Here is a 25,313-nt window from a genome sequence, read left to right on the forward strand (position 1 = left end):
CGCAAGGCTCCTCGCGCCTTCAGTTCACTCGGTGCGCCAGACGATCTCTTCGACGCCCGCGTCCGTCACCTTCAGCCAGCGATCGGCGGCTTCTTCCTCTTCTTCCTCGCTCCAGCCGCTCGGGGCGCAGCGCACCTGTACCTGCAGGGCTGCGTAGGCATCGCGGGCGCAGGCCAGGTCATCCACCCAGGGCGACACATCGCTTTCCAGCAGCAGGCTGTGCCACTTGGCGACCGCCTTCGGCAGCCAGGTCACCGGAATCGACTCGCCGCCATAGCGCAGGGTGCATTTGAAGGTCTGTCCGCGCGCCTGCCAGGCGCAGGGCATGGCGAACACCTGTTCGAGCCAGGCCGAGACGGCGTCCTGATCGACGTCCTTGAGGTAGATTTCGATATCGGGCTGGCGCATGGGGCTTAGGCTCCGGATTTGATGATCCAATCGTAACGTACTGCCACCCGCACCTCGAAGGGCTCGGCCAGGACCCGCTCGCGGCGCTCGGCGTTGACGCGCCAGCCGTGGGGCGTCATGGCCAGCAGGTCTTCGCGGGTCTGGCGCTCGGCCAGCGGCAGCACGAATTCGAGCCCCTCGCTGTGGGCCAGTTCCAGGCCCGGTGGCAGATCCTGCAGGTGCTTGTCCTCGGCATAGTCGCGCACCTCGTCATAGAGCCGCTGGCGCAGCTCCAGCAAGTGGGCGCTGGCCGGCCCCAGGCGCAGTATGCCGCCGCCGGGTGCCAGCACGCGCTGGGCTTCGCTCCAGTCGATGGGGCTGAAGACGCTGGCCAGCAACTGGCAACTGGCGTCTGGCAGCGGCAGGCGCGCCATGCTCGCCACCAGCCAGGTCAGGGCCGGGGTACGCCGGCAGGCGCGGCGCACCGCCTCGCGGGAAATGTCCAGGGCATAGCCGTCGGCTGCGGGCAGGGCCTGGGCCAGGCGCGCGGTATAGAAGCCTTCGCCACAGCCCACGTCGATCCAGCGCTGGGGCGCGCGTTCGGCGGCCAGGTGCGCCAGGCGCTCGGCCAGGGGCGCATAGTGACCGGCATCGAGAAAACGTCGGCGTGCCTCGACCATGGCGGCGTTGTCGCCCGGGTCCAGGCTCTTCTTGTGTTGCACCGGCAGGAGATTCAGATAGCCCTGGCGGGCACGGTCGAAACGATGGCCGGCGGCGCAACCGACGCCACCCTCGAGTTCGGCCAGCGGGGCCTGGCAGAGCGGACAGATCAGCTTCATGCCAGCAACCGTACCAGGGTGCCGTAGTACACCTCGGTCAGCAGATCCAGGTCGCTGGCCAGGACGTGCTCGTCCACCTGGTGAATGGTGGCGTTGACCGGACCCAGTTCCACCACCTGGGCGCCCAGGGTGGCGATGAAGCGACCATCCGAGGTGCCGCCACTGGTGGAGGCTTCGGGGCGATAGCCGGTGACCGCTTCCACGCTGGCCGAGACGGCGTCGAGCAGGTCGCCCGGCTCGGTGAGGAAGGGCAGGCCGGACAGCGACCAGTCGATGTGCCAGTCCAGGCCGTGGCGATCAAGAATGGCCTCTACGCGGGCCTGCAGGCCTTCCACGGTGGATTCGGTGGAGAAACGGAAGTTGAACAGCGCCTGCAGTTCGCCTGGCACCACATTGCCGGCACCAGTGCCGGAATTGAGGTTGGAGATCTGGAAGCTGGTGGGCGGGAAGAAGGCGTTGCCATCGTCCCACTGCTCGGCGGCGAGATCCGCCAGGGCCTGGGCCGCCAGGTGGATGGGATTGCGTGCGAGGTGCGGATAGGCCACATGACCCTGCTTGCCGCGCACGGTCAGGCGGCCGTTGAGCGAGCCACGGCGACCGTTCTTGACCACGTCCCCCAGCAACCGGGTGCTGGAGGGTTCGCCGACGATGCACCAGTCCAGGCGCTCGCCGCGCGCGCGCAGGCGCTCCACCACGGCGCGAGTGCCGTGCAGGGCCGGGCCTTCCTCGTCGCTGGTAATCAGGAAGGCGATGGCGCCACGGTGGTCGGGATGGTCGGCGACGAAGCGCTCCACGGCGATGATCATGCTTGCCAGGCTGCCCTTCATGTCGGCGGCGCCCCGACCGCGCAGCATGCCGTCGGCATCCACGTGGGCATTGAAGGGGGCCTGCTGCCAGGCCTCCAGCGGGCCGGTGGGCACCACGTCGGTATGACCGGCGAAGCACAGCACCGGACCCTCGCCGCCACGGCGCGCCCAGAAGTTGTCCACCTCTTCGATGCGCAGAGGTTCGAGGGCGAAGCCCAGGCGCTCCAGGCGCTGCATCATCAGGGCCTGGCAGCCTTCGTCCAGCGGCGTGACCGAAGCCCGGCCGATCAGGTCGCAGGCGAGTTCCAGGGTGGGGGTGAGGGCGGTGGTCATGGCGGGTCCCGGGAGGCAGCTAGGGTTCAGGGGGGAGCGGTATGGTAAAGGAAAACCTATACTGTGGCTTTTGTGGAAAGCCTTCATGACGTTCGATGAACAACGCTTCGGCGGGATCGCCCGGCTCTATGGGCAGGAGGCCGTCGAGCGCCTGGCCGCCAGTCACGTCGCCGTGGTCGGCATCGGCGGGGTGGGTTCCTGGGCCGCCGAGGCCCTGGCGCGCAGCGGTGTCGGTCGCATCAGTCTGTTCGATCTGGACGACGTCTGCGTCAGCAACACCAATCGCCAGGTACATGCGCTGGAAGGGCAGGTGGGGCGACCCAAGGTCACGGTGATGGCCGAGCGCATCCAGACCATCAATCCGGCCTGCGTGGTCAAGGCGGTGGCGGACTTCGTCACCCGCGAGACCATGGCCGACTACATCACCGAAGAACTCGACCTGGTGCTGGACTGCATCGACAGCGTGGCCTCCAAGGCGGCGCTGATCGCCTGGTGCAAGAGGCGCAAGATCGCCATCGTCACCACCGGCGGCGCCGGCGGTCAGATCGATCCCACCCAGATCCAGGTGGTGGACCTCAATCGCGCCTACAACGACCCCCTGGCCTCGCGGGTGCGCTCGCTGCTGCGCCGCGACTACGGCTTCTCGCGCAATCCCAGTCGCCACTACAGCGTGCCCTGCGTCTTTTCCACCGAGCAGCTGCGCTATCCCAAGCCGGACGGCAGCGTCTGCCAGCAGAAGAGTTTCGTCGGCGAAGGCGTCCGCCTGGACTGCGCCGGTGGCTTCGGCGCGGTGATGATGGTCACCGCCACCTTCGGCATGGTCGCCGCGGCCCGCGCCGTGGACAAGTTGATCCAGAAGCCGAAGGCATAGCGCTTTTCGCAGGTTGGGTTGAGCGCAGCGAAGCCCAACGGTGACCAGGTCGAGCCCGCCATGTTGGGCTTCGGCGATAAAGCTGTCTCAACCCAACCTACGTCCTGAAGAGGGACTTGGCTAGGTAGGGTGGACAACGGCGCAGCCTTGTCCACGCGGGCGGATGCCGGGGCGCCAGTGGAAAACGCTGCCGCGGTTTTCCACGCTACGGGTATCGAGCGCGCCGTGCCTCACATGTCCTGGGGCGTTTCCCGGGCGGGGCGGTCGTCGGCGATGGCGGGGACGTGCAGGCCGGTCTTGGCCAGTTGCTGGCCTTCCATCTGCGGCTGGGTGGTCCAGGTGAGGATGTCGTAATAACGGCGCACGTTCTGCACGAACTCCACCGTTTCGCCGCCGCGGGCGTAGCCGTAGCGGGTCTTGCTGTACCACTGCTTCTGCGCCAGGCGCGGCAGCATCTTCTTCACGTCCAGCCAGCGATCCGGGTCCAGGCCCTGGGATTCGGCCAGGCGGCGGGCGTCGAGGATGTGGGCGATGCCGATGTTGTAGGTGGCCAGGGCGAACCAGGTGCGATCCGGTTCGTGGATGCTGTCGGGCAACTCGTCGCGGATCTGGTCGAAATACTTGGCGCCACCGGTGATGCTCTGCTCCGGATCCAGGCGGTTGGCGACGCCCATGGCCTGGGCCGTGTTGTTGGTCAGCATCATCAGGCCGCGCACCCCGGTCTTGGAGGTGGCGTCCGGGGTCCACAGCGACTCCTGGTAGCCCATGGCGGCGAGCAGGCGCCAGTCCAGCTGATGCTTCTGCGCCACCTTGCGGAAGTGCTTCTCGTACTTGGGCAGGCGTTCCTGCAGGTGCTGGGCGAAGGTGTAGGCGCCCACATAGCCAAGGACGTCGACGTGACCGTAGTAGCGCTCCTTGAGCTGCTGCAGGGTGCCGTCGCGGCGGACCTTGTCGAGGTAGGCGTTGACCGCATCGAGCAGGCTGTCGTCCGCGCCGGGTTGCAGCGCCCAGGCCTGGCCCTGGTTGTCGCCCAGGTCGAAGGCCACCCGCACGTTGGGGAAGTACACCTGGTTCATGGCCAGTTCGTTGGAATCCACCAGGGTCAGGTCGATCTGGCCTTCGTCGACCATGCGCAACAGGTCGCTGACCTCCACCTGATCGGACTCGTCGAAGGTGAGTCCCGCTACCTGAGCCTGCAACGCCCTGAGCTGCTGCGCCTGGCTGCTGCCCTTGAGCACCAGGATGCGCTTGCCGACCAGATCCTTGGGCGTGCTGGGGCGGACGGTGCCGTTGCGGTAGATGACCTGGGGCACCACGTCCAGATAGCTGCGGGAAAATTTCAGATTCTGGCGATTGATCGAAGGCGTGAGGCCGGCCGCGGCGATCACCGGGCCGTCCGGCGCGGTCAGGCGATTGAAGAGGTCGTCGAGGTTGTCGGCGGTGCTGATTTCCAGGCGCACCTTGAGCGATTCGGCGAAGCCCTTGACCAGTTCGTATTCGAAACCGGTCTCGCCGTTGCGGTCCTGGAAGTAGGTCGCCGGACTGTTGCGCGTCACCACGCGCAGCACACCCGCCTGCTGCACCTGCTCCAGCGCGGTCGGCTTGGGCGGCGCAGGCACGTCGGCCTCCCCGCAGCTCATGAGCAAGGCGAGGAAGGGCAGGGTAAGCCAGGCGAATCGCTTGAAGGCTCTATTCAAATGGGCTAGCTCGGCCATACGGCATCAAAACGGCACTGGCGCCTTGCTGACGCGCCTCATCGGTGGCCCCTCCGGGCACTCGTTATGGTCGGGACGCTCCGCGCCACCGGTCCGGCCAAAGGCTCTATCCTGAGCCCAATGGGGAGCCGCGTCCATGGGGCGCGGCAGGCCGTAACGGCGGGCAGTATACGCGAGAAGTGGCACAGCGCCCATTTTATACATACAGGGGTGGTGGTAAGGCTGCATGAACCCTCGTCGCCGGAAGGTGTCCCCGGCGCGCCTTTAGGCTAGAATGCACGGCCCCAAAGTGACTTGGCCCCGAGGCTGTCCCCGATGCTGATCCTGCGCGGCGCTCCCGCTCTTTCTTCGTTCCGTCACGGCAAACTTCTCGACCAGCTGACTCGCCTGGTTCCCGGTGTCTCCGGGCTCTATGCCGAGTTCGTTCATTTCGCCGAAGTCGCCGGCACCCTGAGCGCGGAGGAAGAGGGCATCCTCGGCCGACTGCTGCAATACGGCCCCAGCGTCCCCCAGCAGGAACCCAGCGGCGCACTGTTCCTCATCGTGCCCCGCCTGGGCACCATCTCGCCCTGGTCGAGCAAGGCCACCGACATCGCCCACAACTGTGGCCTCGCGCAGATCGAGCGCCTGGAGCGCGGCGTGGCCTACCATGTCGCCGGCGAACTGGACGCCGCTGCCCACGCGCAGCTGGCCGCGGCCCTGCATGACCGCATGACCCAGCGCGTGCTGCCGGCCCTGGACGCCGCTGCCGACATCTTCAGCCATGCCACGCCCAGGCCGCTCACCGCGGTGGACGTGCTCGGCGGTGGTCACGCCGCGCTGGAGCAGGCCAATCTCGAGCTGGGCCTGGCCCTGGCCGATGACGAGATCGACTACCTGGTCAAGAGCTTCACCGCCCTGGGGCGCAACCCCCATGACATCGAACTCATGATGTTCGCCCAGGCCAACTCCGAGCACTGCCGGCACAAGATCTTCAATGCCAGCTGGGACCTCGACGGCGAGAGCCAGGAGAAGTCGCTGTTCGGCATGATCAAGAACACCTACGAGATGAACCGCACCGGCGTGCTGTCCGCCTACAAGGACAACGCCGCGGTCATGGAAGGCTTCACCGCCGGGCGCTTCTACCCCGACGCCGAGTCCCGCGAGTACGGGGCGCACAGCCAGCCCGTGCACATCCTGATGAAGGTGGAGACCCACAACCACCCGACCGCCATCGCCCCCTTCCCCGGCGCCTCCACTGGCTCCGGCGGCGAGATCCGCGACGAAGGCGCCACCGGCCGCGGCTCCAAGCCCAAGGCGGGCCTGACCGGCTTCACCGTCTCCAACCTGAACATCCCCGGTTTCGAGCAGCCCTGGGAGCAGCCCTACGGCAAGCCCGAGCGCATCGTCACCCCGCTGGATATCATGATCGAAGGCCCGCTGGGTGGCGCCGCCTTCAATAACGAATTCGGTCGCCCGGCCCTGGCCGGCTACTTCCGCACCTTCGAACAGCAGGTCCAGACCCCTCGCGGTCCCGAGGTGCGTGGCTATCACAAGCCGATCATGCTCGCCGGCGGCCTGGGCAACATCCGCGCCGACCACGTGCAGAAGGGCGACATCTCGGTGGGCGGCAAGCTCATCGTGCTGGGCGGTCCGGCCATGCTGATCGGCCTGGGCGGCGGCGCGGCCTCGTCCATGTCCACCGGCGCCAGCTCCGCCGACCTGGATTTTGCCTCGGTGCAGCGCGAGAACCCGGAAATGGAGCGTCGCTGCCAGGAGGTCATCGACCGCTGCTGGCAGCTGGGTGAAAACAACCCCATCACCTTCATCCACGACGTGGGTGCGGGCGGCCTGTCCAACGCCTTCCCCGAGCTGGTCAACGATGCCGGTCGCGGCGGTCGTTTCGAATTGCGCAACGTGCCCAACGACGAGCCGGGCATGAGTCCGCTGGAGATCTGGTGCAACGAGTCCCAGGAGCGCTACGTGCTCTCCGTGGACGCCGAGAACTTCGAGACCTTCAAGGCCATCTGCGAACGCGAGCGTTGCCCCTTCGCCGTGGTCGGCGAAGCCACCGAGGAGCGCCAGCTGACCGTGGCCGACAGCCACTTCGGCAACCACGCGGTGGACATGCCGCTGGACGTCCTGCTCGGCAAGCCGCCGCGCATGCACCGCAGCGCCACCCGGGAAGCCGAGCTGGGCGACGCCTTCGACGGCGCCGGCCTGGACCTGACCGAGTCGGTGGAGCGCGTCCTGCGCCACCCGGCCGTGGCCAGCAAGAGCTTCCTGATCACCATCGGCGACCGCACCATCACCGGCCTGGTCGCCCGCGACCAGATGGTCGGCCCCTGGCAGGTGCCGGTGGCCGACTGCGCCGTGACCGCCACCAGCTTCGACGTCCACACCGGCGAAGCCATGGCCATGGGCGAACGCACCCCGCTGGCGCTGCTCGACGCGCCCGCCTCGGGCCGCATGGCCATCGGCGAGACCATCACCAACCTGGCCGCCGCACGCATCGAGAAGCTCGGCGACATCAAGCTGTCCGCCAACTGGATGGCCGCTGCCGGCCACCCGGGCGAAGACGCGCGTCTCTATGAGACCGTCAAGGCGGTGGGCATGGAGCTGTGCCCGCAGCTGGGCATTACCATCCCGGTCGGCAAGGACTCCATGTCCATGAAGACCCGCTGGCAGGACGGCGGCGAAGACAAGAGCGTCACCGCGCCGCTGTCGCTGGTGATCACCGGCTTCGCCCCGGTGCAGGACATCCGCCGCACCCTGACCCCCCAGCTGCGCCTGGACAAGGGCCAGACCGACCTGATCCTCATCGACCTGGGTCGCGGCCAGAATCGCCTGGGTGGCTCAATCCTCGCCCAGACCCATGGCAAGCTCGGCCAGCAGGCCCCCGACGTCGACCAGGCCGAAGACCTCAAGGCCTTCTTCGCGGTGATCCAGGGGCTCAATCAGGACGGCCTGCTGCTGGCCTACCACGACCGTTCCGACGGTGGCCTCATCACCACCGTGGTGGAAATGGCCTTCGCCGGTCACTGCGGCCTGGCCCTGCGCCTGGACGCCCTGGCCGCCGACCGTGACGAGCTGACCCGCGCGCTGTTCGCCGAAGAACTGGGCGCGGTCATCCAGGTGCCCCAGGACTTCACCCACGAGGTGTTGGCCCAGTTCAGCGCGGCCGGTCTGGAAGACTGCGTGGCGGTGATCGGCAACCCGGTCAACGGCTACGAGATCAACATCCACTACCACGACGAGCACCTCTACCGGGCCGAGCGGCGCATGCTGCAGCGCGTCTGGAGCGAGACCAGCTTCCAGATCCAGCGCCTGCGCGACAACGCCGAGTGCGCCCAGCAGGAATTCGATGCCCTGCTGGAAGAGGATCATCCGGGTCTGTCGGCCAAACTGGCCTTTGATCCCAATGAAGACATCTGCGCCCCCTACGTCAAGAAGGGCGTGCGGCCGCAGGTTGCCATCCTGCGCGAGCAGGGTGTCAACGGTCAGGTCGAGATGGGCGCGGCCTTCGATCGCGCCGGCTTCGCCGCCATCGACGTGCACATGAGCGACATCCTCTCCGGGCGCATCGACCTGGCGGACTTCAAGGGCGTGGTGGCCTGTGGCGGCTTCTCCTATGGCGACGTCCTCGGCGCCGGCGGTGGCTGGGCCAAGTCCATCCTGTTCAACGCCCGTGCCCGTGACGGCTTCCAGCAGTTCTTCGAGCGCACCGACACCTTTACCCTGGGCGTGTGCAACGGCTGCCAGATGGTCGCCAACCTGCGCGAGCTGGTGCCCGGCAGCGAATTCTGGCCGCGCTTCGTGCGCAACCGGTCCGAGCAGTTCGAGGCGCGGGTGGCCATGGTCCAGGTGCAGGATTCGCCCTCGCTGTTCCTCGCCGGCATGGCCGGGTCGCGACTGCCCATCGCCATCGCCCACGGTGAAGGCTTCGCCGAGTACCCGAACCAGCAGGCGCTGGTCGCCGCCGACGTCTCCGGCACCGTGGCGCTGCGCTATGTCGATGGTCACAGCAAGGTCACCGAGACCTATCCGGCCAACCCCAACGGCTCGCCGCTGGGCATCACCGGTCTGTCCAGTCAGGACGGTCGCGTGCTCTTGATGATGCCGCACCCCGAGCGCTGCTTCCGCGCCGTGCAGAACTCCTGGATCCCGGCCGACTGGCAGGGCGAGGACGGCGGCTGGATGCGCCTGTTCCGCAATGCGCGGGTCTGGGTGGACTAGGTCCGCCGGCTTGCCGCTCTGACGAAACCCGCGCCCAGGCGCGGGTTTCGTCTTTCTGGGAAGGGCTTAAGCTGAGGCGGTCGTCCAGCGTCCCCGGAGTTCTCGATGCTCAAACTGTGTTTCTACGTCCCCGACGCTCACCTCGAAGCCGTCAAGCAGGCGATCTTCGCCGTGGGTGGCGGTCGCATCGGCCGCTACGACAGCTGCTGCTGGCAGGTCCAGGGCCTCGGCCAGTTCCGCCCGTTGCCGGGCAGCCGGCCGCACCTGGGCGAGCAGGGCAGTCTCGAACGCGTGGCGGAATGGCGGGTGGAACTGGTGCTGGCTGACGAGCTGATCGCCCGCCAGGCGGTGGCGGCGCTCAAGGCCGCGCATCCCTATGAGACGCCGGCCTATGACGTGGTGCAGGTGCTGGATTTCTAGGGTTCAGGGATAGCCCAGGACCGTCCTGATCCGCGGCAATTCACGCTCTACCCAGCGTGGATCCACCGCGCCCCAGTCGCGGATCTCGTAGCCGCCGGCGTTGTTGCGGGCGCCTTCGCCCTGCACGAACTGGCAGTCGATATCCAGGTCGGCCAGGGCCAGCAGGGTGTCCTGGGCGGTACGCCGCGGCATACCGGTGGCGGTCATCAGGGCCGGTACGCTGGTGGCGGTGCCGCTGGCCACCAGCCAGGCCACATAGAGTCGGCGATAGAAGCTGGTCTTGGTCTTGCTCACGTCCATGAGAGTCGTCCTGGTCAATAAAAAGCCCACCGCGAGGGTGGGCTTCAGGGGCATCAGAGGGTGGCGATGCGCTGCCGCTGGTCCACCAGCTTGGCCAGGGCCTGTTCGGCCTCGGCCAGCTTGGCGCGCTCCTTCTCCAGGACCTCGGCCGGGGCCTTGGCGACGAAACCTTCGTTGGCCAGCTTGCCGCCGACGCGCTTGACCTCGCCTTCCAGGCGGCCGATCTCCTTGTCCAGACGCGTAAGTTCGGCGTCCTTGTCGATCAGGCCGGCCATGGGCACCAGCACTTCCATCTCGCCCACCAGGGTGGTGGCGGACATCGGTGCTTCCTCGCCGGCGGCCAGTACACGGACCGATTCCAGCTTGGCCAGCTTGTTCAGCAGCGGCTCGAAGTCGGCCAGGCGGCGCTGGTCCTCGGCACTGGCATTGGCGACGATGATGTCGATGCGCTTGGCCATGGAGATCTTCATCTCGCCACGGATCTGGCGTACGCCCAGCATCAGCGCCTTGACCCACTCGATGTCGCCTTCGGCGGCGACGTCGATGCGCGCCTCGTTGGCCACCGGCCAGGGTTGCAGCATCAGGGTCTCGCCCTGGACACCGGCCGGCGCCTTGAGGCGCTGCCAGATCTCCTCGGTGATGAAGGGCATGAAGGGATGCGCCAGGCGCAGCACCACTTCCAGCACCCGCGCCAGGGTACGGCGAGTGCCGCGCTGACGCTCGAGGGAGGCGTTCTCGTCCCACAGTACCGGCTTGACCAGTTCCAGGTACCAGGCGCAGTACTCGTCCCAGACGAATTCGTAGAGCGCCTGGGTGGCCAGGTCGAAGCGGAAGGCGTCGAGCTGGCGGGTCACCTCGGCCTCGGTGCGTTGCAGCTGGGAGATGATCCAGCGATCCACCGAGGACAGCTCGACGGGTTCGTCGTTGACGCCGGTGTCCTGGCCCTCGACGTTCTCCATGACGAAGTTCGCCGCGTTCCACAGCTTGTTGCAGAAGTTGCGGTAGCCCTCGACGCGCCCCATGTCGAACTTGATGTCGCGGCCGGTGGTGGCCAGGGAGCAGAAGGTGAATCTCAGGGCGTCGGTGCCGTAACTGGCGATGCCGTCCGGGAATTCGGCGCGGGTCTGCTTGGCGATCTTCTCGGCCAGCTTGGGCTGCATCAGGCCGCTGGTGCGCTTCTCCAGCAGGGTGTCCAGGTCGATGCCGTCGACGATGTCCAGCGGGTCGAGCACGTTGCCCTTGGACTTGGACATCTTCTGGCCCTGGCCGTCGCGCACCAGGCCATGGACGTAGACGGTCTTGAACGGGATCTGCCCGGTCAGGTGGGTGGACAGCATGATCATCCGGGCGACCCAGAAGAAGATGATGTCGAAGCCGGTGACCAGCACGTCGGTGGGGTGGAAGGTTTTCAGCGCCTCGGTCTGCTCGGGCCAGCCCAGGGTGGAGAAGGTCCACAGGCCGGAGCTGAACCAGGTGTCCAGGACATCGTCGTCCTGGCGCAGGGCGATGTCACCCAGGTTGTGCTTGGCGCGTACCTCGGCCTCGTCGCGACCGACGTAGACGTTGCCGGCCTGGTCGTACCAGGCGGGAATGCGGTGGCCCCACCAGAGTTGGCGGCTGATGCACCAGTCCTGGATGTCGCGCATCCAGCTGAAGTACATGTTCTCGTACTGCTTGGGCACGAATTGCACCTCGCCGCTCTCGACCACGGCGATGGCCTTCTCGGCCAGGGGCTTGGTGGAAACGTACCACTGGTCGGTCAGCCAGGGCTCGATCACGGTGCCGGAGCGATCGCCCTTGGGCACCTTGAGGGCGTGGTCGTCGATCTTTTCCAGGCGGCCGGCGGCCTCCAGGTCGGCGACGATGCGCTTGCGCGCCTCGAAGCGGTCCAGGCCGGCGTAGGCGGCGGGCAGGGTGGCGTCGAACATGCCGTTGACGCTGCCGTCCAGGTTGAACACCTGGGCGCCGGGAAGGACGGCCGCGTCGGCATCGAAGATGTTGATCAGCGGCAGGTTGTGTCGCTTGCCGACTTCATAGTCGTTGAAGTCGTGGGCCGGGGTGATCTTGACGCAGCCGGTGCCGAATTCGGGGTCGCAGTAGTCGTCGCCGACGATGGGAATGCGACGGCCCACCAGGGGCAGCTCGACGTACTGGCCGATCAGGTCCTTGTAGCGCGGGTCTTCCGGATGCACGGCTACGGCCGCGTCGCCCAGCAGGGTCTCGGGGCGGGTGGTGGCGACCACCAGGTGGTCCATGCCCTCGGTGGTGCGGGCGCCATCGGCCAGCGGATAGCGCAGGTGCCAGAGGTGACCCTTCTCGTCATGACTTTCCACTTCCAGGTCGGAAATGGCGGTGTGCAGCTTGGTATCCCAGTTGACCAGGCGCTTGCCGCGATAGATCAGGCCGTCCTCGTGCAGGCGCACGAAGGCTTCCTTGACCGCCTCGGAGAGGCCCTCGTCCATGGTGAAGCGCTCGCGCGACCAGTCCACCGAGGAGCCCAGGCGGCGGATCTGCCGGCTGATGTTGCCGCCGGATTCGTTCTTCCATTCCCAGACCTTCTCCAGGAATTTCTCCCGGCCCAGGTCATGACGCGACAGGCCCTCGGCGCCGATGCGACGTTCCACCAGCATCTGGGTGGCGATGCCGGCGTGGTCCGTGCCCGGCTGCCAGAGGGTGTTGCGACCCTGCATGCGACGGAAGCGGATCAGGGCGTCCATGATGGCGTTGTTGAAGCCATGGCCCATGTGCAGACTGCCGGTCACGTTCGGCGGCGGGATCATGATGGTGTAGGGCTCGCCCGACCCCTGGGGCGCGAAATGGCCCTGGCGTTCCCAGGTCTGGTACCAGGAGGTTTCGATGGCGTGCGGCTGGTAGGTCTTGTCCATGGAGGGGGCTTTTGTCGCTGGAAGAGGAAAGCCTCCGAGTATAGCGACTCCGGCCCGCCGACGGCAGGGCGCCTTGGCGCCCCGCGCTCAGGGACGCTGCAGCAGTTCTTCCAGGCGCCGCTGCAGACGCCGCTGCAATTCGGCTTCCAGGCGCGGCAACTGCTCGTCGAGCAGCTCCTGGAGAATGGCCGGTGCTTCCTGGCGCAGGCGCACCTGGGCCAGGTCTTCGTGCGGCGCGCTGGGCGTCACCTCCTCGATGACGTCCGGCACGATCTGGTCGAGCAGCGGCGGAATGGCCTTGAGCCGCTCGGCGCTGGGCGCGATGACGTCGGAGAGGATGGGGATGCCATCGGCGCTGCTCGGCTGGACCGTGTTACGGCTCTTGTCGAGCACCTGGCGGATGGCTTCGAGGTCTTGCAGGACGTGCGCGGGAGGCTTGGTGCTGGTCATGAAATCAGACACGTGACAGCTGATGGTCCTGTAGAGCATAGCCAAGCTTGCGGTAGAAGCGAAAACCTTCGCGCATCGCCTGACGGACTTCGGGGGCTTCGACGACCACTTCGGCGATCCGGGCGAAACCCGCATGGCAGGGCGGCGGGGCCAGGCTGAGGTTGATCAGCAGCTCACCCCTCAGCTCGGCGGGCGTGGTCAGGCCGAGCACTACCGGACTATCGCCGGATGTTTCCGCAAGATCGTGAGGAACGAAGCTGTCCGGGCGGAAGGCCCACAGCTGGTCATCCAGACGCTGGCGCTGTTCGGCGTCGGCACAATGCACATAGACCGGCATGCCCTGCTTCCAGGCCTTGTCCACCAGCCGGCAGGCAAAGGCCAGCCGCGCCGCGGGATCGGTGGAAGGCAGAACATAGAAGTCGACACGGGTCATGGCGGATCACGAAGAAGGGGAGGGAGACGGCAAGGCCGCGACGTAGGGGCGTCGCGGCCTTGGGGAGAGGCTCAGGCCTCGGTAGTGCGGTCGAGCAGGTACTGCACCAGTAGCGGGACCGGACGACCGGTGGCGGCCTTGTCCTTGCCGCCGCTGATCCAGGCGGTACCGGCCACGTCCAGGTGCACCCAGGGATAGGCCTTGGCGTAGCGCGCCAAAAAGCAGCCGGCGGTGATGGTGCCGGCCTTGGGGCCGCCGATGTTGGCCATGTCGGCGAAGGGGCTGTCCAGCTGCTCCTGGTACTCGTCGTGCAGCGGCAGTTGCCAGACGCGGTCGTCGGCGCGATCACCGGCCTGCTTGACCTGGTCGATCAGGGCATCGTCGTTGCCCATCAGGCCCGAGACCAGCGAACCCAGCGCGGTGATGCAGGCGCCGGTCAGGGTGGCGATGTCGATCACCGCCTTGGGCTGGAAGCGTTCGGCGTAGGTGAGGGTGTCGCACAGCACCAGGCGGCCTTCGGCGTCGGTGTTGAGGATCTCGATGGTCTGGCCGCTCATGCTGGTGACGATGTCACCCGGACGGGTGGCGGTGCCGCTGGGCATGTTCTCGGCCAGGGCCAGCAGGCCCACCACGTTGATCGCCGGCTTGAGCTCCATGAGGGCGCGGAAGGTGCCCAGGACGCTGGCGGCGCCGCACATGTCGTACTTCATCTCGTCCATGCCGGCGCTCGGCTTGATGCTGATGCCGCCGGTGTCGAAGGTGATGCCCTTGCCGACCAGGGTGTAGGGCTGGGCATTCTTGGCGCCACCCCGGTACTGCAGCACCACCAGGCGCGGCGGCTGGGCGCTGCCCTGAGCCACGGCGAGGAAGGAGCCCATGCCCAGTTCGCGCATCTTCTTCTCGTCGAGCACCTCGACGGAGAGTCCGGCGTCCTTGAACTGCTTGCCCAGGGCCTTGGCCTGATCGGCCACATAGACCGGATTGCAGACGTTCGGCGGCAGGTTGCCGAAGTCCTTGGCGTAGGCGGTGCCATGGGTGATCGCCAGGGCATGGGCCAGGGCCCGCTCGGCCTCCGGCTGGGAGGCCTTGGTGGTGACCAGGGTCAGCTTCTTCAGCGGCCGCGGCTCGGCCTTCTTGCTCTTGAAGCGATCGAAGACGTAGTCGCCATCGGCCAGGGTCTCGGTCAGCAGGCGCAGGCGGGCATAACCATCGCGATTCTTGACCGGCACATCGCCCAGGGCGATGGCGGCGTCGCTGCCGCCCAGGCTCTTGAGCACGCTCAGGGCACCGCTGGCCAGTTTGCGGTACTGGCGGTCGGACAGCCCTTCGCTGGCGCCGCTACCCACCAGCAGCACGCGCTCGGCCTTGAGGCCGGGCAGGTTGGTCAGCAGCAGGGTCTGGCCGGCCTTGCCGGCGATGTCGCCGCGCTTGACGGCCGCGCTCAGGGCGCCGGAAGTGGCAGCGTCCACGGCGCTGGCCGCTGCGTCGAGCGCACCGCCTTCACCGACGGCCACGACCAGCGTGGCGGTTTTCAGGGTTTCCGGACGAGCGTTTTTGACGACGAATTCCATTAGGAGAAGCTCCCCAAGACAAACACATGAGTTCGCAGGATATAATGCGGGGCTTTCGCCAGGGCCTTTCCCGGCGATCGGCCTTCAACGGGTGGGCCTTGCAACGCAAGCCATGCAGCCGAGCTAGTGTGAGCGTTCGCGCCAGAGCCTGACAACCCTGGAGAATCCTGTTTGATCGTCTTCCGCTATCTGTCTCGAGAAGTTCTCACCACCCTCGGTGCGGTCAGTGCCGTGCTGCTGGTGATCATCATGAGCGGCCGCTTCATCAAGTACCTGGCCCAGGCGGCCCAGGGCCTGCTGGATCCGGGTGTGCTGCTGCTCATCATGGCCTACCGCATCCCCGGCTTCCTGCAGCTGATCCTGCCGCTGGGGCTCTTTCTCGGCTTCCTGCTGGCCTATGGCCGGCTGTACCTGGACAGCGAGATGACCGTGCTCACCGCCACCGGCCTGAGTCCGCGCCGCCTGCTGGCCTACAGCATGGCGCCCGCCGCGCTGGTGGCCCTGGTGGTTGCCTGGCTGAGCCTGTCGCTGGCGCCTCTGGGCGTGCAGAAGGTCACCACCATCCTCAACCAGCAGGACGCCATGACCGAGTTCGACACCCTCGAACCGGGCCGCTTCCAGTCGCTGCGGGACAACTCGCGGGTGACCTACACCGAGCGCCTGTCGGCGGATCGCAGCCAGCTGGGCGGCGTCTTCATTTCCGAGCGCAACACCTCCACCGTGGGTGGCAAGGACCGTGGCGTGGGCGTGCTGGTGGCCGACACCGGCCGGCAGGAAATCCACCCGGACGGCAGTCGCTACCTGATCCTGCAGAACGGCTTCCGCTACGATGGCGTCCCCGGCCAGGCCGACTACCGCGCGGTGCAGTACGACACCTACGGCGTGCTCCTGCCCAAGCCCGCGGTCAGCGAGGACATCAGCGAGCGTGACGCCGTCACCACCGGCGAACTCATGCGCAGCAACGAGCTGCAGTATCGCGGCGAACTGCAATGGCGGCTGTCGCTGCCGATCCTGGTGTTCATCGTGACCCTCATCGCCGTTCCCCTGGCCAAGGTCAATCCGCGCCAGGGCCGCTTCCTCAAGCTGCTGCCGGCGATCCTGCTGTACATGGCCTACCTGTCGCTGCTGATCGCCGCCCGCGGCGCCCTGGACAAGGGCCGCCTGCCGCCGGCCATCGGCCTGTGGGGCGTGCACCTGCTGTTCCTGGTGCTCGGCCTGCTGCTGGCCTTCTGGGAACCGCTCAAGGCGCGTCTGCGCGGTCACAAGCCGGAGGTGGCGGCATGAACAAGCTCGACTGGTACATTGGGCGCACCGTTTTCGTCAGCATCCTCGCGGTGCTGGGCGTGATCGTCGGTCTGGCCCTGCTGTTCGCCTTCATCGACCAGCTCGGCGACTTCGACGACAACTACGGCGTCGCCGAGGCGCTCAAATTCGTCCTCTTGACCTCGCCGCGGCGCGCCTACGAGATGCTGCCGATGGCCGCGCTCATCGGCTGCCTGATCGGCCTGGGCACCCTGGCCAGCAGCAGCGAGCTGATCGTGATGCGCGCCGCCGGCGTTTCGCTGGGGCGCATCGTCTGGGCGGTGATGAAGCCGATGTTCGTGCTGCTCATCGCCGGCATCCTGGTTGGCGAGTACGTGGCGCCCTGGTCGGAAAACCTGGCCCAGAGCGGCCGCGCCCTGGCGCAGAGCGCCGGCAAGGCGCAGAGCTCGCGCCATGGCCTCTGGCATCGTCAGGGTCACGAGTACACCCATGTCAACGCGGTGCAGCCCAATGGCCTGCTGCTGGGCGTGACGCGCTACGAATTCGACGACAATCGCCACCTGCTGCAATCCAGCTTCGCCCAGCGCGGCATCTATCGCGGCGATCACTGGGAGCTGGAAAACGTCAGCATCACCGACTTCGGCAATCGCCAGACCAGCATCCGCCAGGAGCCCAAGGTGATCTGGAACGTCGAGCTGACGCCGCAGGTGCTCGACACCGTGATCATGGAGCCGGATGCGCTGTCGATTTCCGGGCTGTGGTGGTACATCCACTACCTGGCCGATCAGGGGCTGAGCAACAAGAGCTACTGGCTGGCGTTCTGGTCGAAGATCTTCCAGCCGCTGGTGACCGCCGCCCTGGTGCTGATGGCGATCTCCTTCATCTTCGGTCCGCTGCGTTCGGTGACCTTGGGACAGCGGATCTTCACCGGGGTGATCATCGGCTTCGCCCTGCGGATCTTCCAGGATCTGCTCGGGCCATCCAGCCTGGTGTTCGGCTTCTCGCCGCTGCTGGCCGTGCTGGCACCGGCGCTGCTCTGCGCCGTGGCCGGGGTGCTGTTGCTGCGCCGGGCCGGCTAGCGCCGCCCGGCGGCGCCGCTCGCTAGGCGGCGCCCTTGCTCGCTGCCGGCTGCGGCTGCAACCAGCCGGCGTGCGCTTCGCAGAAGTTCAGGATCCGCTGCACACGGCGGATCTGATCCCGGTGGCGACATTCGCCCACCACGGTACGCACCAGCAGATCGACGTTCTGCATGTGGATCAGGCGCAGATCCGCACTCATGTCGGGGCAGGTTTCCATCTCGTCGATGCGCGTCTCGCAACGCGAGAGCAGCCGCTCGATGAAGGCCGGGGAGAAGCGGGCGGGGGTCTGGGCCGTTTCCAGGTCCTTGACCGCCACCTGGGAGAGGGGGGAGAGCGTTTCCATGCGCAAAATCTCGCGTCCGTATCGATGTCTTACTATTGCACGCTTTGCCCCTGCGTTTCAGCTGCCGGTGGTCAGCTGGCTATCCGGTCGTTTCTAGGGCTCAGCGCGGATGTCCGGGTGCTTCTGCCGCCACGTCGAGCAGCGCTGATCGCGCCTTAAGATAAGACTGCTTCTGCTGCAAGTCGGCCGGATGATCGATGGTGAGCCCGGCCAGATAGCCCTGCCAGGCGGCCAGGTAGGCCTTCTGCGCATTGCGCAGCAGTCGATCCTGGCCGGTGGGTAACTGGCCCGTGGCATGCTTTTCTTCGTCAGCGGCCTGGGTCTGGCAGCTGCTCAGCCGCTGACGAAAGTCCGCCAGACGCGCCTGTTCGCCCGCGAGACGGGCATTGTTGCCATGCAGCACCAGCAACTCGCAGCCATAGAGGGCGCTGTGCAACCGCGCCTGCAGGGTCCAGCTGGGGGAGCGATTCAGGTCGACGCCCGTACCAGTCGGCTGGGCCGGTTGCTGCACGGCGCAGCCACACAGGGTCAGCAGCAGAACGAGCAGCAGGGGAGGGCACAGGCGCATCTTCAGGTCTCGGCAAGCCTCTGGCAGGCACCAGCCTACTGGTAACGCTGCCATTCCCGATACTTGTCCATCAGGTGGTCACCGACCGCCTGCCGGTGCTTGCAGTCCTCGCCGCTCAATGGACTGGGTTCGCAGACGGAGCCGGCTGGGCTGTAGTGGTTGCAGCCGGTCAGTAGCAGGGCGAGGCATAGCAGGAGCGGTTTCACACAGTCTTCTCGGGTGGTGATGGGTAACGCCGCCGGTGAGCCTGGACGAGCGATCGGTGGCTCACTGGGCGGGCAGGCGGCACTTACTGAGGGCTTCGCCGTGGTTTGCTGCTTGAATTGATGGTCACGTCATCGATGATCGTGGTCGCCAGCGCCTTAATCTGATCGGACGTCATTGGCGAGAATACACCCTCCCACGCGCTGGACGAGGTGTCGTAGTTGCGGGTCGCCAGCGTTTCCCCTGAGGTGGCGTCCTGGTAGCGCACCTGGGCGCTGATCCAGGCGTTACCCGCCATCACTCCCACCGAATAGCGCAGGCCTGAGCTCATGTAGCGAAAGTTGGTAACCTCGATGGTGGCCAGGGTCGCTGCCGTCTTCGGTCGCTCGGTCAGGACCTGCAGCCCCTTGGCCTGGCCGCGGGTACGCAGGGCCTCCAGCCATTCGCTCTTCAGCAGCGGCCATTTTTCGTTGGCCTGAACCTTGGCATCGGCCTTGAACAGCACCACCAGCGTGGTTCTGGCATCGGCATAGACGGGAATCGGCGTCTGATTCGCGGAGGAGGTGACCTTGGCGGCGCAACCGCCAACCAGCAGGAGTGCAGCGACAACGACGAGTCTGATCATCGGTTGGCTCCGGTTAGTGAGGGGCCGGCTCCAGGGACGCTCGCCGTGCGCTGGACGAGACGCTGGCGCGCCGGTCAGGGCAGTCTAGTCGCTGCTACGAGAGACCGAGTCTTTTGCCGCAAGGCGGCAGATGGCCCGCAGCTACCAACGCCTGCACGGTCGATTGCCAGACACAAAAAAACCGCCTCAATGGGCGGTTTCTTCAGTTTCCATGCCTCTCGAAGGCGGCCTGGAAGGTACAGCTTGGTGCCCCGGGGGAGACTCGAACTCCCACTCCTTTCGGAAACGGATTTTGAATCCGCCGCGTCTACCGGTTCCGCCACCGGGGCAATGGCGGCGGAGTATAGGGACGCGGGCAGGCCCGGTCAATCCAAAGTGCTTTGGTGAAAAAGGTCGCTTCCGGTAAGCTGTGCGGCCTTTCGAGATCTACCTGCCATGCACGTCGCCGACTTCCATTTCGACCTTCCCGAATCCCTCATCGCCCGTCATCCGCTGGCCGAGCGCCGCGGCAGTCGATTGCTGGTGCTCGACGGGCCCAGCGGTGAGCTGAGTCATCGCCATTTCGCCGATCTGCTGGGTTATCTGCGGCCCGGCGATCTGATGGTGTTCAACGACACCCGGGTGATACCGGCGCGGCTGTTCGGCCAGAAGGCCAGTGGCGGCAAGCTGGAGATCCTGGTGGAGCGGGTGCTGGACGAAGAGCGGGTGCTGGCCCATGTGCGGTCCAGCAAATCGCCCAAGCCGGGCAGCCGCATCCTCATCGACGGCGGTGCCGAGGCCGAGATGGTGGCGCGCCACGAGGCGCTGTTCGAGCTGAAATTCGCCGAGCCGGTGCTGCCGCTGCTGGAGCGGGTCGGCCACATGCCGCTGCCGCCCTATATCGACCGGCCCGACGAGGCCGAGGATCGCGAGCGCTACCAGACCGTCTATGCGCGCAATGCCGGCGCGGTGGCCGCGCCCACCGCCGGATTGCACTTCGACGAGCCGCTGCTGGACGCCATCCGCGCCAAGGGCGTGGCGACCGCGTTCGTCACCCTGCACGTCGGCGCCGGTACCTTCCAGCCGGTGCGGGTCGAGCGCATCGAAGACCACCACATGCACCGCGAGTGGCTGCAGGTCGACCAGGCCGTGGTGGATGCCGTGGCCGCCTGCCGCGCCCGGGGTGGTCGGGTGATCGCCGTCGGCACCACCAGCGTGCGTTCGCTGGAAAGCGCCGCCCGTGACGGTGAGCTCAAGGCCTTCGCCGGCGAGACGGACATCTTTCTCTATCCCGGTCGGCCCTTCCACGTGGTCGATGCGCTGGTGACCAACTTCCACCTGCCCGAGTCGACCCTGCTGATGCTGGTGTCGGCCTTCGCCGGTTACCGCGAGACCATGGCCGCCTATGCGACGGCCGTGGCCGAGGGCTATCGCTTCTTCAGTTATGGCGACGCCATGTTCATCACCCGCAATCCCGGGGCCCAGGGCCCGGAGAGCTGATATGAGTTTCATGAATTTCGAATTGCTGGCCACCGAAGGCAAGGCCCGTCGCGGTCGCCTGACCTTTCCCCGCGGCGTAGTCGAGACCCCGGCCTTCATGCCGGTCGGTACCTACGGCACGGTCAAGGGCATGCTGCCCGACAGCGTCGCCGACATTGGCGCCCAGATCATCCTTGGCAACACCTTCCACCTCTGGCTGCGGCCCGGGACCGAGGTGATCCAGCGTCATGGCGATCTGCACGACTTCATGCAGTGGCAGGGGCCGATCCTCACCGATTCCGGCGGCTTCCAAGTGTTCAGCCTGGGCGCGCTGCGCAAGATCAAGGAAGAGGGCGTCTACTTCGCCTCCCCGGTGGACGGTGCCAAAGTCTTCATGGGGCCTGAGGAATCCATGGCGGTGCAGCGTGCGCTGGGCTCGGACATCGTGATGATCTTCGACGAGTGCACGCCTTATCCGGCGGACTTCGACACCGCGCGCCGCTCCATGGAGCTGTCGCTGCGCTGGGCCAAGCGCTCCCGCGAAGCCCATGGCGACAATCCCTCGGCGCTGTTCGGCATCGTCCAGGGCGGCATGCACGAAGAGCTGCGCCTGAGATCCCTGGAGGGGCTGGAAGGCATCGGCTTCGACGGCTACGCCATCGGCGGCCTGTCGGTGGGCGAGCCCAAGGAAGAGATGATCCGGGTGCTGGACTTCCTGCCGCCGCATCTGCCGGCGGACAAGCCGCGCTACCTGATGGGCGTGGGCAAGCCGGAAGACCTGGTGGAAGGCGTGCGCCGTGGCGTCGACATGTTCGACTGCGTGATGCCCACCCGCAACGCGCGCAACGGCCATCTGTTCATCGACACCGGCGTGCTCAAGCTGCGCAACGCCGTGCACCGTCATGACGAGACGCCGCTGGATCCCACCTGCGACTGTTACACCTGCAAACATTTCTCCCGGGCCTATCTGCACCATCTGGATAAATGCGGGGAAATGCTGGGGAGTATGCTGAATACGATCCACAACCTGCGGTATTACCAGCGGGTGATGGCCGGTTTGCGCCAGGCTATCCAAGAGGGTAAATTGGCCGACTTTGTGGACGCCTTCTATGCACGGCGCGGCCTGCCTACGCCGCCGCTCGACCGCTGAAAGCCCCTGTCCGATCGTCCAGGCGAAACGGCGCTCGCGCGTCCTTCGCCAGGTGCGTGAGCGGGGTCCCGAAGCGGTCGGAACGGCTGCGAGCGACCCCCGGCATCTCTTCTTTTTCCGTCATCCAACTCTGCAAGGAGTAGTGCAATGAGTTTTCTGATTTCCACGGCCCAGGCCCAGGAAGCTGCCGCGCCGGCCGCCAACGCTGCACCGGGAGGTGAATACATTCAGTTCATCTTCCTGATCGGCTTCGTGGTGATCTTCTATTTCCTGATCTGGCGTCCCCAGGCCAAACGCACCAAGGATCACAAGAACCTGATCGGCGGCCTGCAGAAGGGTGACGAAGTGGTGACCACCGGTGGTATCGCCGGCCGCATCAACAAGGTCACCGATGAGTTCGTGGTGCTGGAAGTGTCCGACAACGTCGAACTGAAATTCCAGAAGGGCGCCATCGCCGCGACCCTGCCGAAAGGCACCCTGAAGGCGCTCTGAGCCTTCCTCAATCTAGCTAACACCGGGGCGCGCAAGGCGCCCCGCCTTTATCTCGGGCGGTGTCATGCTCAACAAATATCCCCTCTGGAAGTACCTGCTGATCCTGGCCGTACTGGTCGTGGGCGCCATCTATTCGGTTCCTAATCTGTACCCCGACGATCCGGCCCTGCAGATCAGCGCTTCCAGCACCGAACGCGCGGTGACCCCCGCCGAGGTCCAGCGTGTAGACGCGGCCCTGGCGCAGGCGAAGCTCGCCGTGAAGTCCAGTGATCTCAACGCCAATGGCAGCCGAGTGCTGATCCGCCTGACGCGCGCCGACGATCAGCTGCCGGCCCAGGAAGTGGTCCGTCGTACCCTCGGCGACGACTTCGTGGTCGCCCTGAACCTGGCGCCTACCACGCCGCAGTGGCTGCGCAAGCTGGGCGCCAGCCCCATGAAGCTCGGCCTGGACCTGTCCGGCGGTGTGCACTTCCTGCTGGCGGTGGACATGGACAAGGCCGTGGATGCGCGCCTGAAGGTCTATGACAACGAGGTCAAGACCCTGCTGCGTCGCGAGAAGGTGCGCTATCGCAGCATGCCCGACCAGAACGGTGCCCTGCAGCTCGGCTTCACCGACGCCGCCGACCTGCAGCAGGCACAGAGCCTGATCCGCAAGAACTACACCGATTTCGAGCTGACCACCGATACCCGGGGCGACCTGCAGGTGCTGCGGCTGCAGCTGACCGAGGCCAAGCTGCGCGAGATCCGCAACTATGCCGTCACCCAGAACCTGACTACGGTGCGCAACCGGGTCAACGAACTGGGCGTGGCCGAGCCGCTGGTGCAGCGCCAGGGTGCCGACCGCATCGTGGTCGAGCTGCCAGGCGTGCAGGACACCGCCGAAGCCAAGCGCATCCTCGGCAAGACCGCCAACCTGGAATTCCGCCTGGCCGCCACCGCGGACACCCCGCGCGCCTCCACCGAGAGCTTCGAATTCCGCGAGCCCGGTCGCCCGGCGGTGCCGCTGGAGCGTAACGTCATCATCACCGGTGACCAGGTCACCGATGCCTCGGCCAGCTTCGACGAAAACGGTCGGCCCCAGGTCAACATCCGCCTGGATGGCCATGGTGGCGATCTGATCAACCGCGCCACCCGCAGCAACGTCGGCCGCAGCATGGCCGTGGTGTTCATCGAGCAGCGTCCGGTCACCCGCTACACCACCCAGACCGTGGATGGCGTGCAGAAGGAAGTGGCGGTGCCCGGCTTCGAGGAAGAGCGGCGCATCATCAGCCTGGCGACCATTCAGTCGGCCCTGGGCAACAGCTTCCGCATCACCGGCCTGAACGGCTCGGGCGAGGCCTCGGAACTGGCGCTGCTGCTGCGTGCCGGTGGCCTGGCCGCACCCATGTACTTCGCCGAGGAACGCACCCTCGGCCCGAGCCTGGGTGCCGACAACATCGAGAAGGGTATCGATGCCTCGCTGTGGGGCATGGTCTTTGTCTCGCTGTTCCTGATCGCCATCTACCGCTTCTTCGGCCTGCTGGCGACCATCGCCCTGGGCTTCAACATGGTCTTGCTGATGGCCCTGATGTCCATCCTGCACGCCACCCTGACCCTGCCCGGTATCGCCGGTATCGTCCTGACCATGGGCCAGGCGGTGGACGCCAACGTACTGATCTTCTCGCGGATCCGCGAAGAGATCGCCAACGGCATGCCGATCCAGCGCGCCATCCACGAGGGCTTCAGTCGCGCCTTCACGGCGATCCTGGACTCCAACCTGACGACCCTGCTGGTGGGCGCCATCCTGTTCGCCATGGGCACCGGGCCGGTCAAGGGCTTCGCCGTGACCATGTCGCTGGGTATCTTCACCTCCCTGTTCACCGCCATCTTCGTGACCCGTGCCATGGTCAACCTGATTTATGGCGGCCGGAACGTCAAGAAGCTGTGGATTTGAGGACGCGGCGATGAAAAAGACCATCAACTTCATGGGCGTACGCAATATCGCGTTCGCCATCACCGCGCTCCTGACCGTTCTGGCGTTGTTCAGCTGGTTCTACAAGGGGCTGAACTTCGGCCTGGATTTCACCGGCGGTACCCTGATCGAGCTGCGCTACGAGCAGCCGGCCGACCTTGGCAAGATCCGTCAGGAATTGCAGGGCGCCGGCTTCGGAGAAGCCGTGGTACAGAGTTTCGGCGCCACCACCACCGATGTGCTGGTACGGATGCCGGGTGACAACCCGCAGCTGGGCCAGCAGGTGACCGGCGCGCTGCAGAAAGCGAGCACCGAGCGCTTCTCCCTGACCCGTACCGAATTCGTCGGTCCGCAGGTGGGCGAGGAACTGCGTGACCAGGGCGGCCTGGGCATGCTGCTGGCCCTGGGAGGCGTGCTGCTCTATGTCGCCTTCCGCTTCCAGTGGAAGTTCGCCGTGGGCGCCATCATTTCCCTGGTGCACGACGTGGTGGTGACCCTGGGTCTGCTGTCGTTTTTCCAGATCACCTTCGACCTGACGGTGCTGGCGGCGGTCCTGGCCATCATCGGCTACTCGCTCAACGACACCATCGTGGTGTTCGACCGGGTGCGGGAGAACTTCCGGGTACTGCGCAAGGCCAGTCTGATCGAGAACATCAACGTCTCGACCACCCAGACCCTGCTGCGCACCCTGGCGACCTCGATCTCCACCCTGCTGGCCGTGGCGGCGCTGCTGTTCTTTGGCGGCGACAACCTGTTCGGCTTCTCGCTGGCGCTGTTCATCGGTGTGCTGGCCGGTACCTATTCGTCGATCTACATCGCCAACGTGGTGCTGATCTGGCTGGACCTGAAGAGCGAGGATCTGATTCCCCCGCAAGCCAAGGAACTCGACGAGCGTCCCTGATGTCCCAGGCATGGCAAAGGGCCAGGTGCCCGCTATGACAGAGTAGTCAGGAGG

General features: G+C 66.3%; 23 protein-coding genes and 1 tRNA gene. 10 read left to right on the plus strand and 14 right to left on the minus strand.

All coding sequences use genetic code 11. The features are described 5' to 3' along the window. Positions 1–24: 24 nt before the first annotated feature. Genes QE393_RS02545 through dapE form a run of 3 tightly spaced genes read right to left on the minus strand, consistent with a single transcriptional unit; the run spans position 25 to position 2,365 of the window. Positions 25–408, minus strand: coding sequence for a hypothetical protein (locus QE393_RS02545; protein ID WP_310041967.1), 384 nt, complete (start codon positions 406–408; stop codon positions 25–27). A 5-nt stretch (positions 409–413) separates the two neighbouring features. Then, positions 414–1,226 (minus strand): putative RNA methyltransferase, encoded by an 813-nt coding sequence (locus QE393_RS02550; RefSeq protein WP_310041969.1) that lies wholly within the window; start codon positions 1,224–1,226, stop codon positions 414–416. After that, complete coding sequence (dapE, locus tag QE393_RS02555) at positions 1,223–2,365, minus strand: succinyl-diaminopimelate desuccinylase (RefSeq protein WP_310041971.1); 1,143 nt, start codon at positions 2,363–2,365, stop codon at positions 1,223–1,225. The genes QE393_RS02550 and dapE overlap by 4 nt, the downstream gene beginning before the upstream one ends. Before the next feature lie 85 nt (positions 2,366–2,450). Between dapE and tcdA the strand changes: the two genes are divergently transcribed. Then, positions 2,451–3,236 carry a tRNA cyclic N6-threonylcarbamoyladenosine(37) synthase TcdA gene (gene tcdA, locus QE393_RS02560; RefSeq protein ID WP_310041973.1) on the plus strand — a complete coding sequence of 262 codons (786 nt, stop codon included), beginning with the start codon at positions 2,451–2,453 and terminating at the stop codon, positions 3,234–3,236. 230 nt (positions 3,237–3,466) lie between these two features. Here the strand turns inward: tcdA and mltF are convergent, their stop codons facing one another. Continuing rightward, positions 3,467–4,951, minus strand: coding sequence for a membrane-bound lytic murein transglycosylase MltF (gene mltF, locus QE393_RS02565; RefSeq protein WP_310041975.1), 1,485 nt, complete (start codon positions 4,949–4,951; stop codon positions 3,467–3,469). A 315-nt stretch (positions 4,952–5,266) separates the two neighbouring features. On the opposite strand from mltF, the gene purL reads away from it, so the two are divergent. Continuing rightward, complete coding sequence (purL, locus tag QE393_RS02570; protein WP_310041976.1) at positions 5,267–9,166, plus strand: phosphoribosylformylglycinamidine synthase; 3,900 nt, start codon at positions 5,267–5,269, stop codon at positions 9,164–9,166. A 105-nt stretch (positions 9,167–9,271) separates the two neighbouring features. Next, positions 9,272–9,586, plus strand: a complete 315-nt coding sequence (locus QE393_RS02575) for an NGG1p interacting factor NIF3 (protein WP_310041977.1) — start codon at positions 9,272–9,274, stop codon at positions 9,584–9,586. A 3-nt stretch (positions 9,587–9,589) separates the two neighbouring features. On the opposite strand, the gene QE393_RS02580 is transcribed toward QE393_RS02575, so the two are convergent. From QE393_RS02580 to QE393_RS02600, 5 genes are all read right to left on the minus strand, one after another. Next, positions 9,590–9,886, minus strand: a complete 297-nt coding sequence (locus QE393_RS02580; RefSeq protein WP_310041980.1) for a winged helix-turn-helix domain-containing protein — start codon at positions 9,884–9,886, stop codon at positions 9,590–9,592. A 53-nt stretch (positions 9,887–9,939) separates the two neighbouring features. Next, positions 9,940–12,771, minus strand: a complete 2,832-nt coding sequence (locus QE393_RS02585; protein WP_310041982.1) for a valine--tRNA ligase — start codon at positions 12,769–12,771, stop codon at positions 9,940–9,942. 87 nt (positions 12,772–12,858) lie between these two features. Continuing rightward, a complete protein-coding gene (locus QE393_RS02590; RefSeq protein ID WP_273808552.1) occupies positions 12,859–13,221 on the minus strand; it encodes a hypothetical protein in 363 nt (120 codons plus the stop codon). Positions 13,222–13,225: 4 nt separating this feature from the next. Then, entirely contained in the window at positions 13,226–13,654 is a 429-nt protein-coding gene (locus tag QE393_RS02595) for a DNA polymerase III subunit chi (protein WP_273808553.1), read from the minus strand. A gap of 71 nt (positions 13,655–13,725) precedes the next feature. Further along, complete coding sequence (locus QE393_RS02600) at positions 13,726–15,225, minus strand: leucyl aminopeptidase (RefSeq protein ID WP_310041987.1); 1,500 nt, start codon at positions 15,223–15,225, stop codon at positions 13,726–13,728. Between the two features lie 171 nt (positions 15,226–15,396). Here QE393_RS02600 and lptF point away from each other — a divergent pair, with 171 nt between their 5' ends. Together lptF and lptG are read left to right on the plus strand one after the other, a co-directional pair. Next, complete coding sequence (lptF, locus tag QE393_RS02605; RefSeq protein ID WP_273808555.1) at positions 15,397–16,509, plus strand: LPS export ABC transporter permease LptF; 1,113 nt, start codon at positions 15,397–15,399, stop codon at positions 16,507–16,509. Continuing rightward, on the plus strand, positions 16,506–17,567 hold the full coding sequence (lptG, locus tag QE393_RS02610; protein ID WP_133863132.1) for an LPS export ABC transporter permease LptG: 1,062 nt from the start codon (positions 16,506–16,508) through the stop codon (positions 17,565–17,567). Before lptF ends, lptG begins: the two co-directional genes overlap by 4 nt. Before the next feature lie 22 nt (positions 17,568–17,589). Here the strand turns inward: lptG and QE393_RS02615 are convergent, their stop codons facing one another. From QE393_RS02615 to QE393_RS02635, 5 genes are all read right to left on the minus strand, one after another. Beyond that, positions 17,590–17,910, minus strand: a complete 321-nt coding sequence (locus tag QE393_RS02615) for a hypothetical protein (protein ID WP_273808556.1) — start codon at positions 17,908–17,910, stop codon at positions 17,590–17,592. A gap of 100 nt (positions 17,911–18,010) precedes the next feature. Continuing rightward, on the minus strand, positions 18,011–18,478 hold the full coding sequence (locus QE393_RS02620; RefSeq protein ID WP_310041990.1) for a hypothetical protein: 468 nt from the start codon (positions 18,476–18,478) through the stop codon (positions 18,011–18,013). A 35-nt stretch (positions 18,479–18,513) separates the two neighbouring features. Beyond that, positions 18,514–18,684: a hypothetical protein gene (locus tag QE393_RS02625; protein ID WP_273861990.1), complete on the minus strand. Its 171-nt coding sequence runs from the start codon at positions 18,682–18,684 to the stop codon at positions 18,514–18,516. Positions 18,685–18,767: 83 nt separating this feature from the next. After that, positions 18,768–19,307, minus strand: coding sequence for a hypothetical protein (locus tag QE393_RS02630; protein ID WP_310041992.1), 540 nt, complete (start codon positions 19,305–19,307; stop codon positions 18,768–18,770). Between the two features lie 244 nt (positions 19,308–19,551). Next, positions 19,552–19,636 (minus strand) — tRNA-Leu (locus QE393_RS02635). A 106-nt stretch (positions 19,637–19,742) separates the two neighbouring features. Between QE393_RS02635 and queA the strand changes: the two genes are divergently transcribed. The 5 genes from queA (at position 19,743) to secF (ending at position 25,259) form a co-directional block, all read left to right on the plus strand. Next, positions 19,743–20,786: a tRNA preQ1(34) S-adenosylmethionine ribosyltransferase-isomerase QueA gene (queA, locus tag QE393_RS02640; RefSeq protein ID WP_115945842.1), complete on the plus strand. Its 1,044-nt coding sequence runs from the start codon at positions 19,743–19,745 to the stop codon at positions 20,784–20,786. A gap of 10 nt (positions 20,787–20,796) precedes the next feature. After that, complete coding sequence (gene tgt / locus QE393_RS02645; RefSeq protein WP_051226203.1) at positions 20,797–21,915, plus strand: tRNA guanosine(34) transglycosylase Tgt; 1,119 nt, start codon at positions 20,797–20,799, stop codon at positions 21,913–21,915. 147 nt (positions 21,916–22,062) lie between these two features. Further along, positions 22,063–22,407 (plus strand): preprotein translocase subunit YajC, encoded by a 345-nt coding sequence (gene yajC, locus QE393_RS02650; protein WP_007162951.1) that lies wholly within the window; start codon positions 22,063–22,065, stop codon positions 22,405–22,407. Positions 22,408–22,471: 64 nt separating this feature from the next. Further along, positions 22,472–24,340: a protein translocase subunit SecD gene (gene secD / locus QE393_RS02655; protein ID WP_273808566.1), complete on the plus strand. Its 1,869-nt coding sequence runs from the start codon at positions 22,472–22,474 to the stop codon at positions 24,338–24,340. Positions 24,341–24,350: 10 nt separating this feature from the next. Next, entirely contained in the window at positions 24,351–25,259 is a 909-nt protein-coding gene (gene secF / locus QE393_RS02660) for a protein translocase subunit SecF (RefSeq protein ID WP_310041996.1), read from the plus strand. Positions 25,260–25,313 lie beyond the last annotated feature (54 nt).

This window comes from Pseudomonas sp. SORGH_AS_0211, from assembly GCF_031453455.1.
In the GTDB taxonomy this organism is placed as follows: Bacteria; Pseudomonadota; Gammaproteobacteria; order Pseudomonadales; family Pseudomonadaceae; genus Chryseomonas; species Chryseomonas aestiva.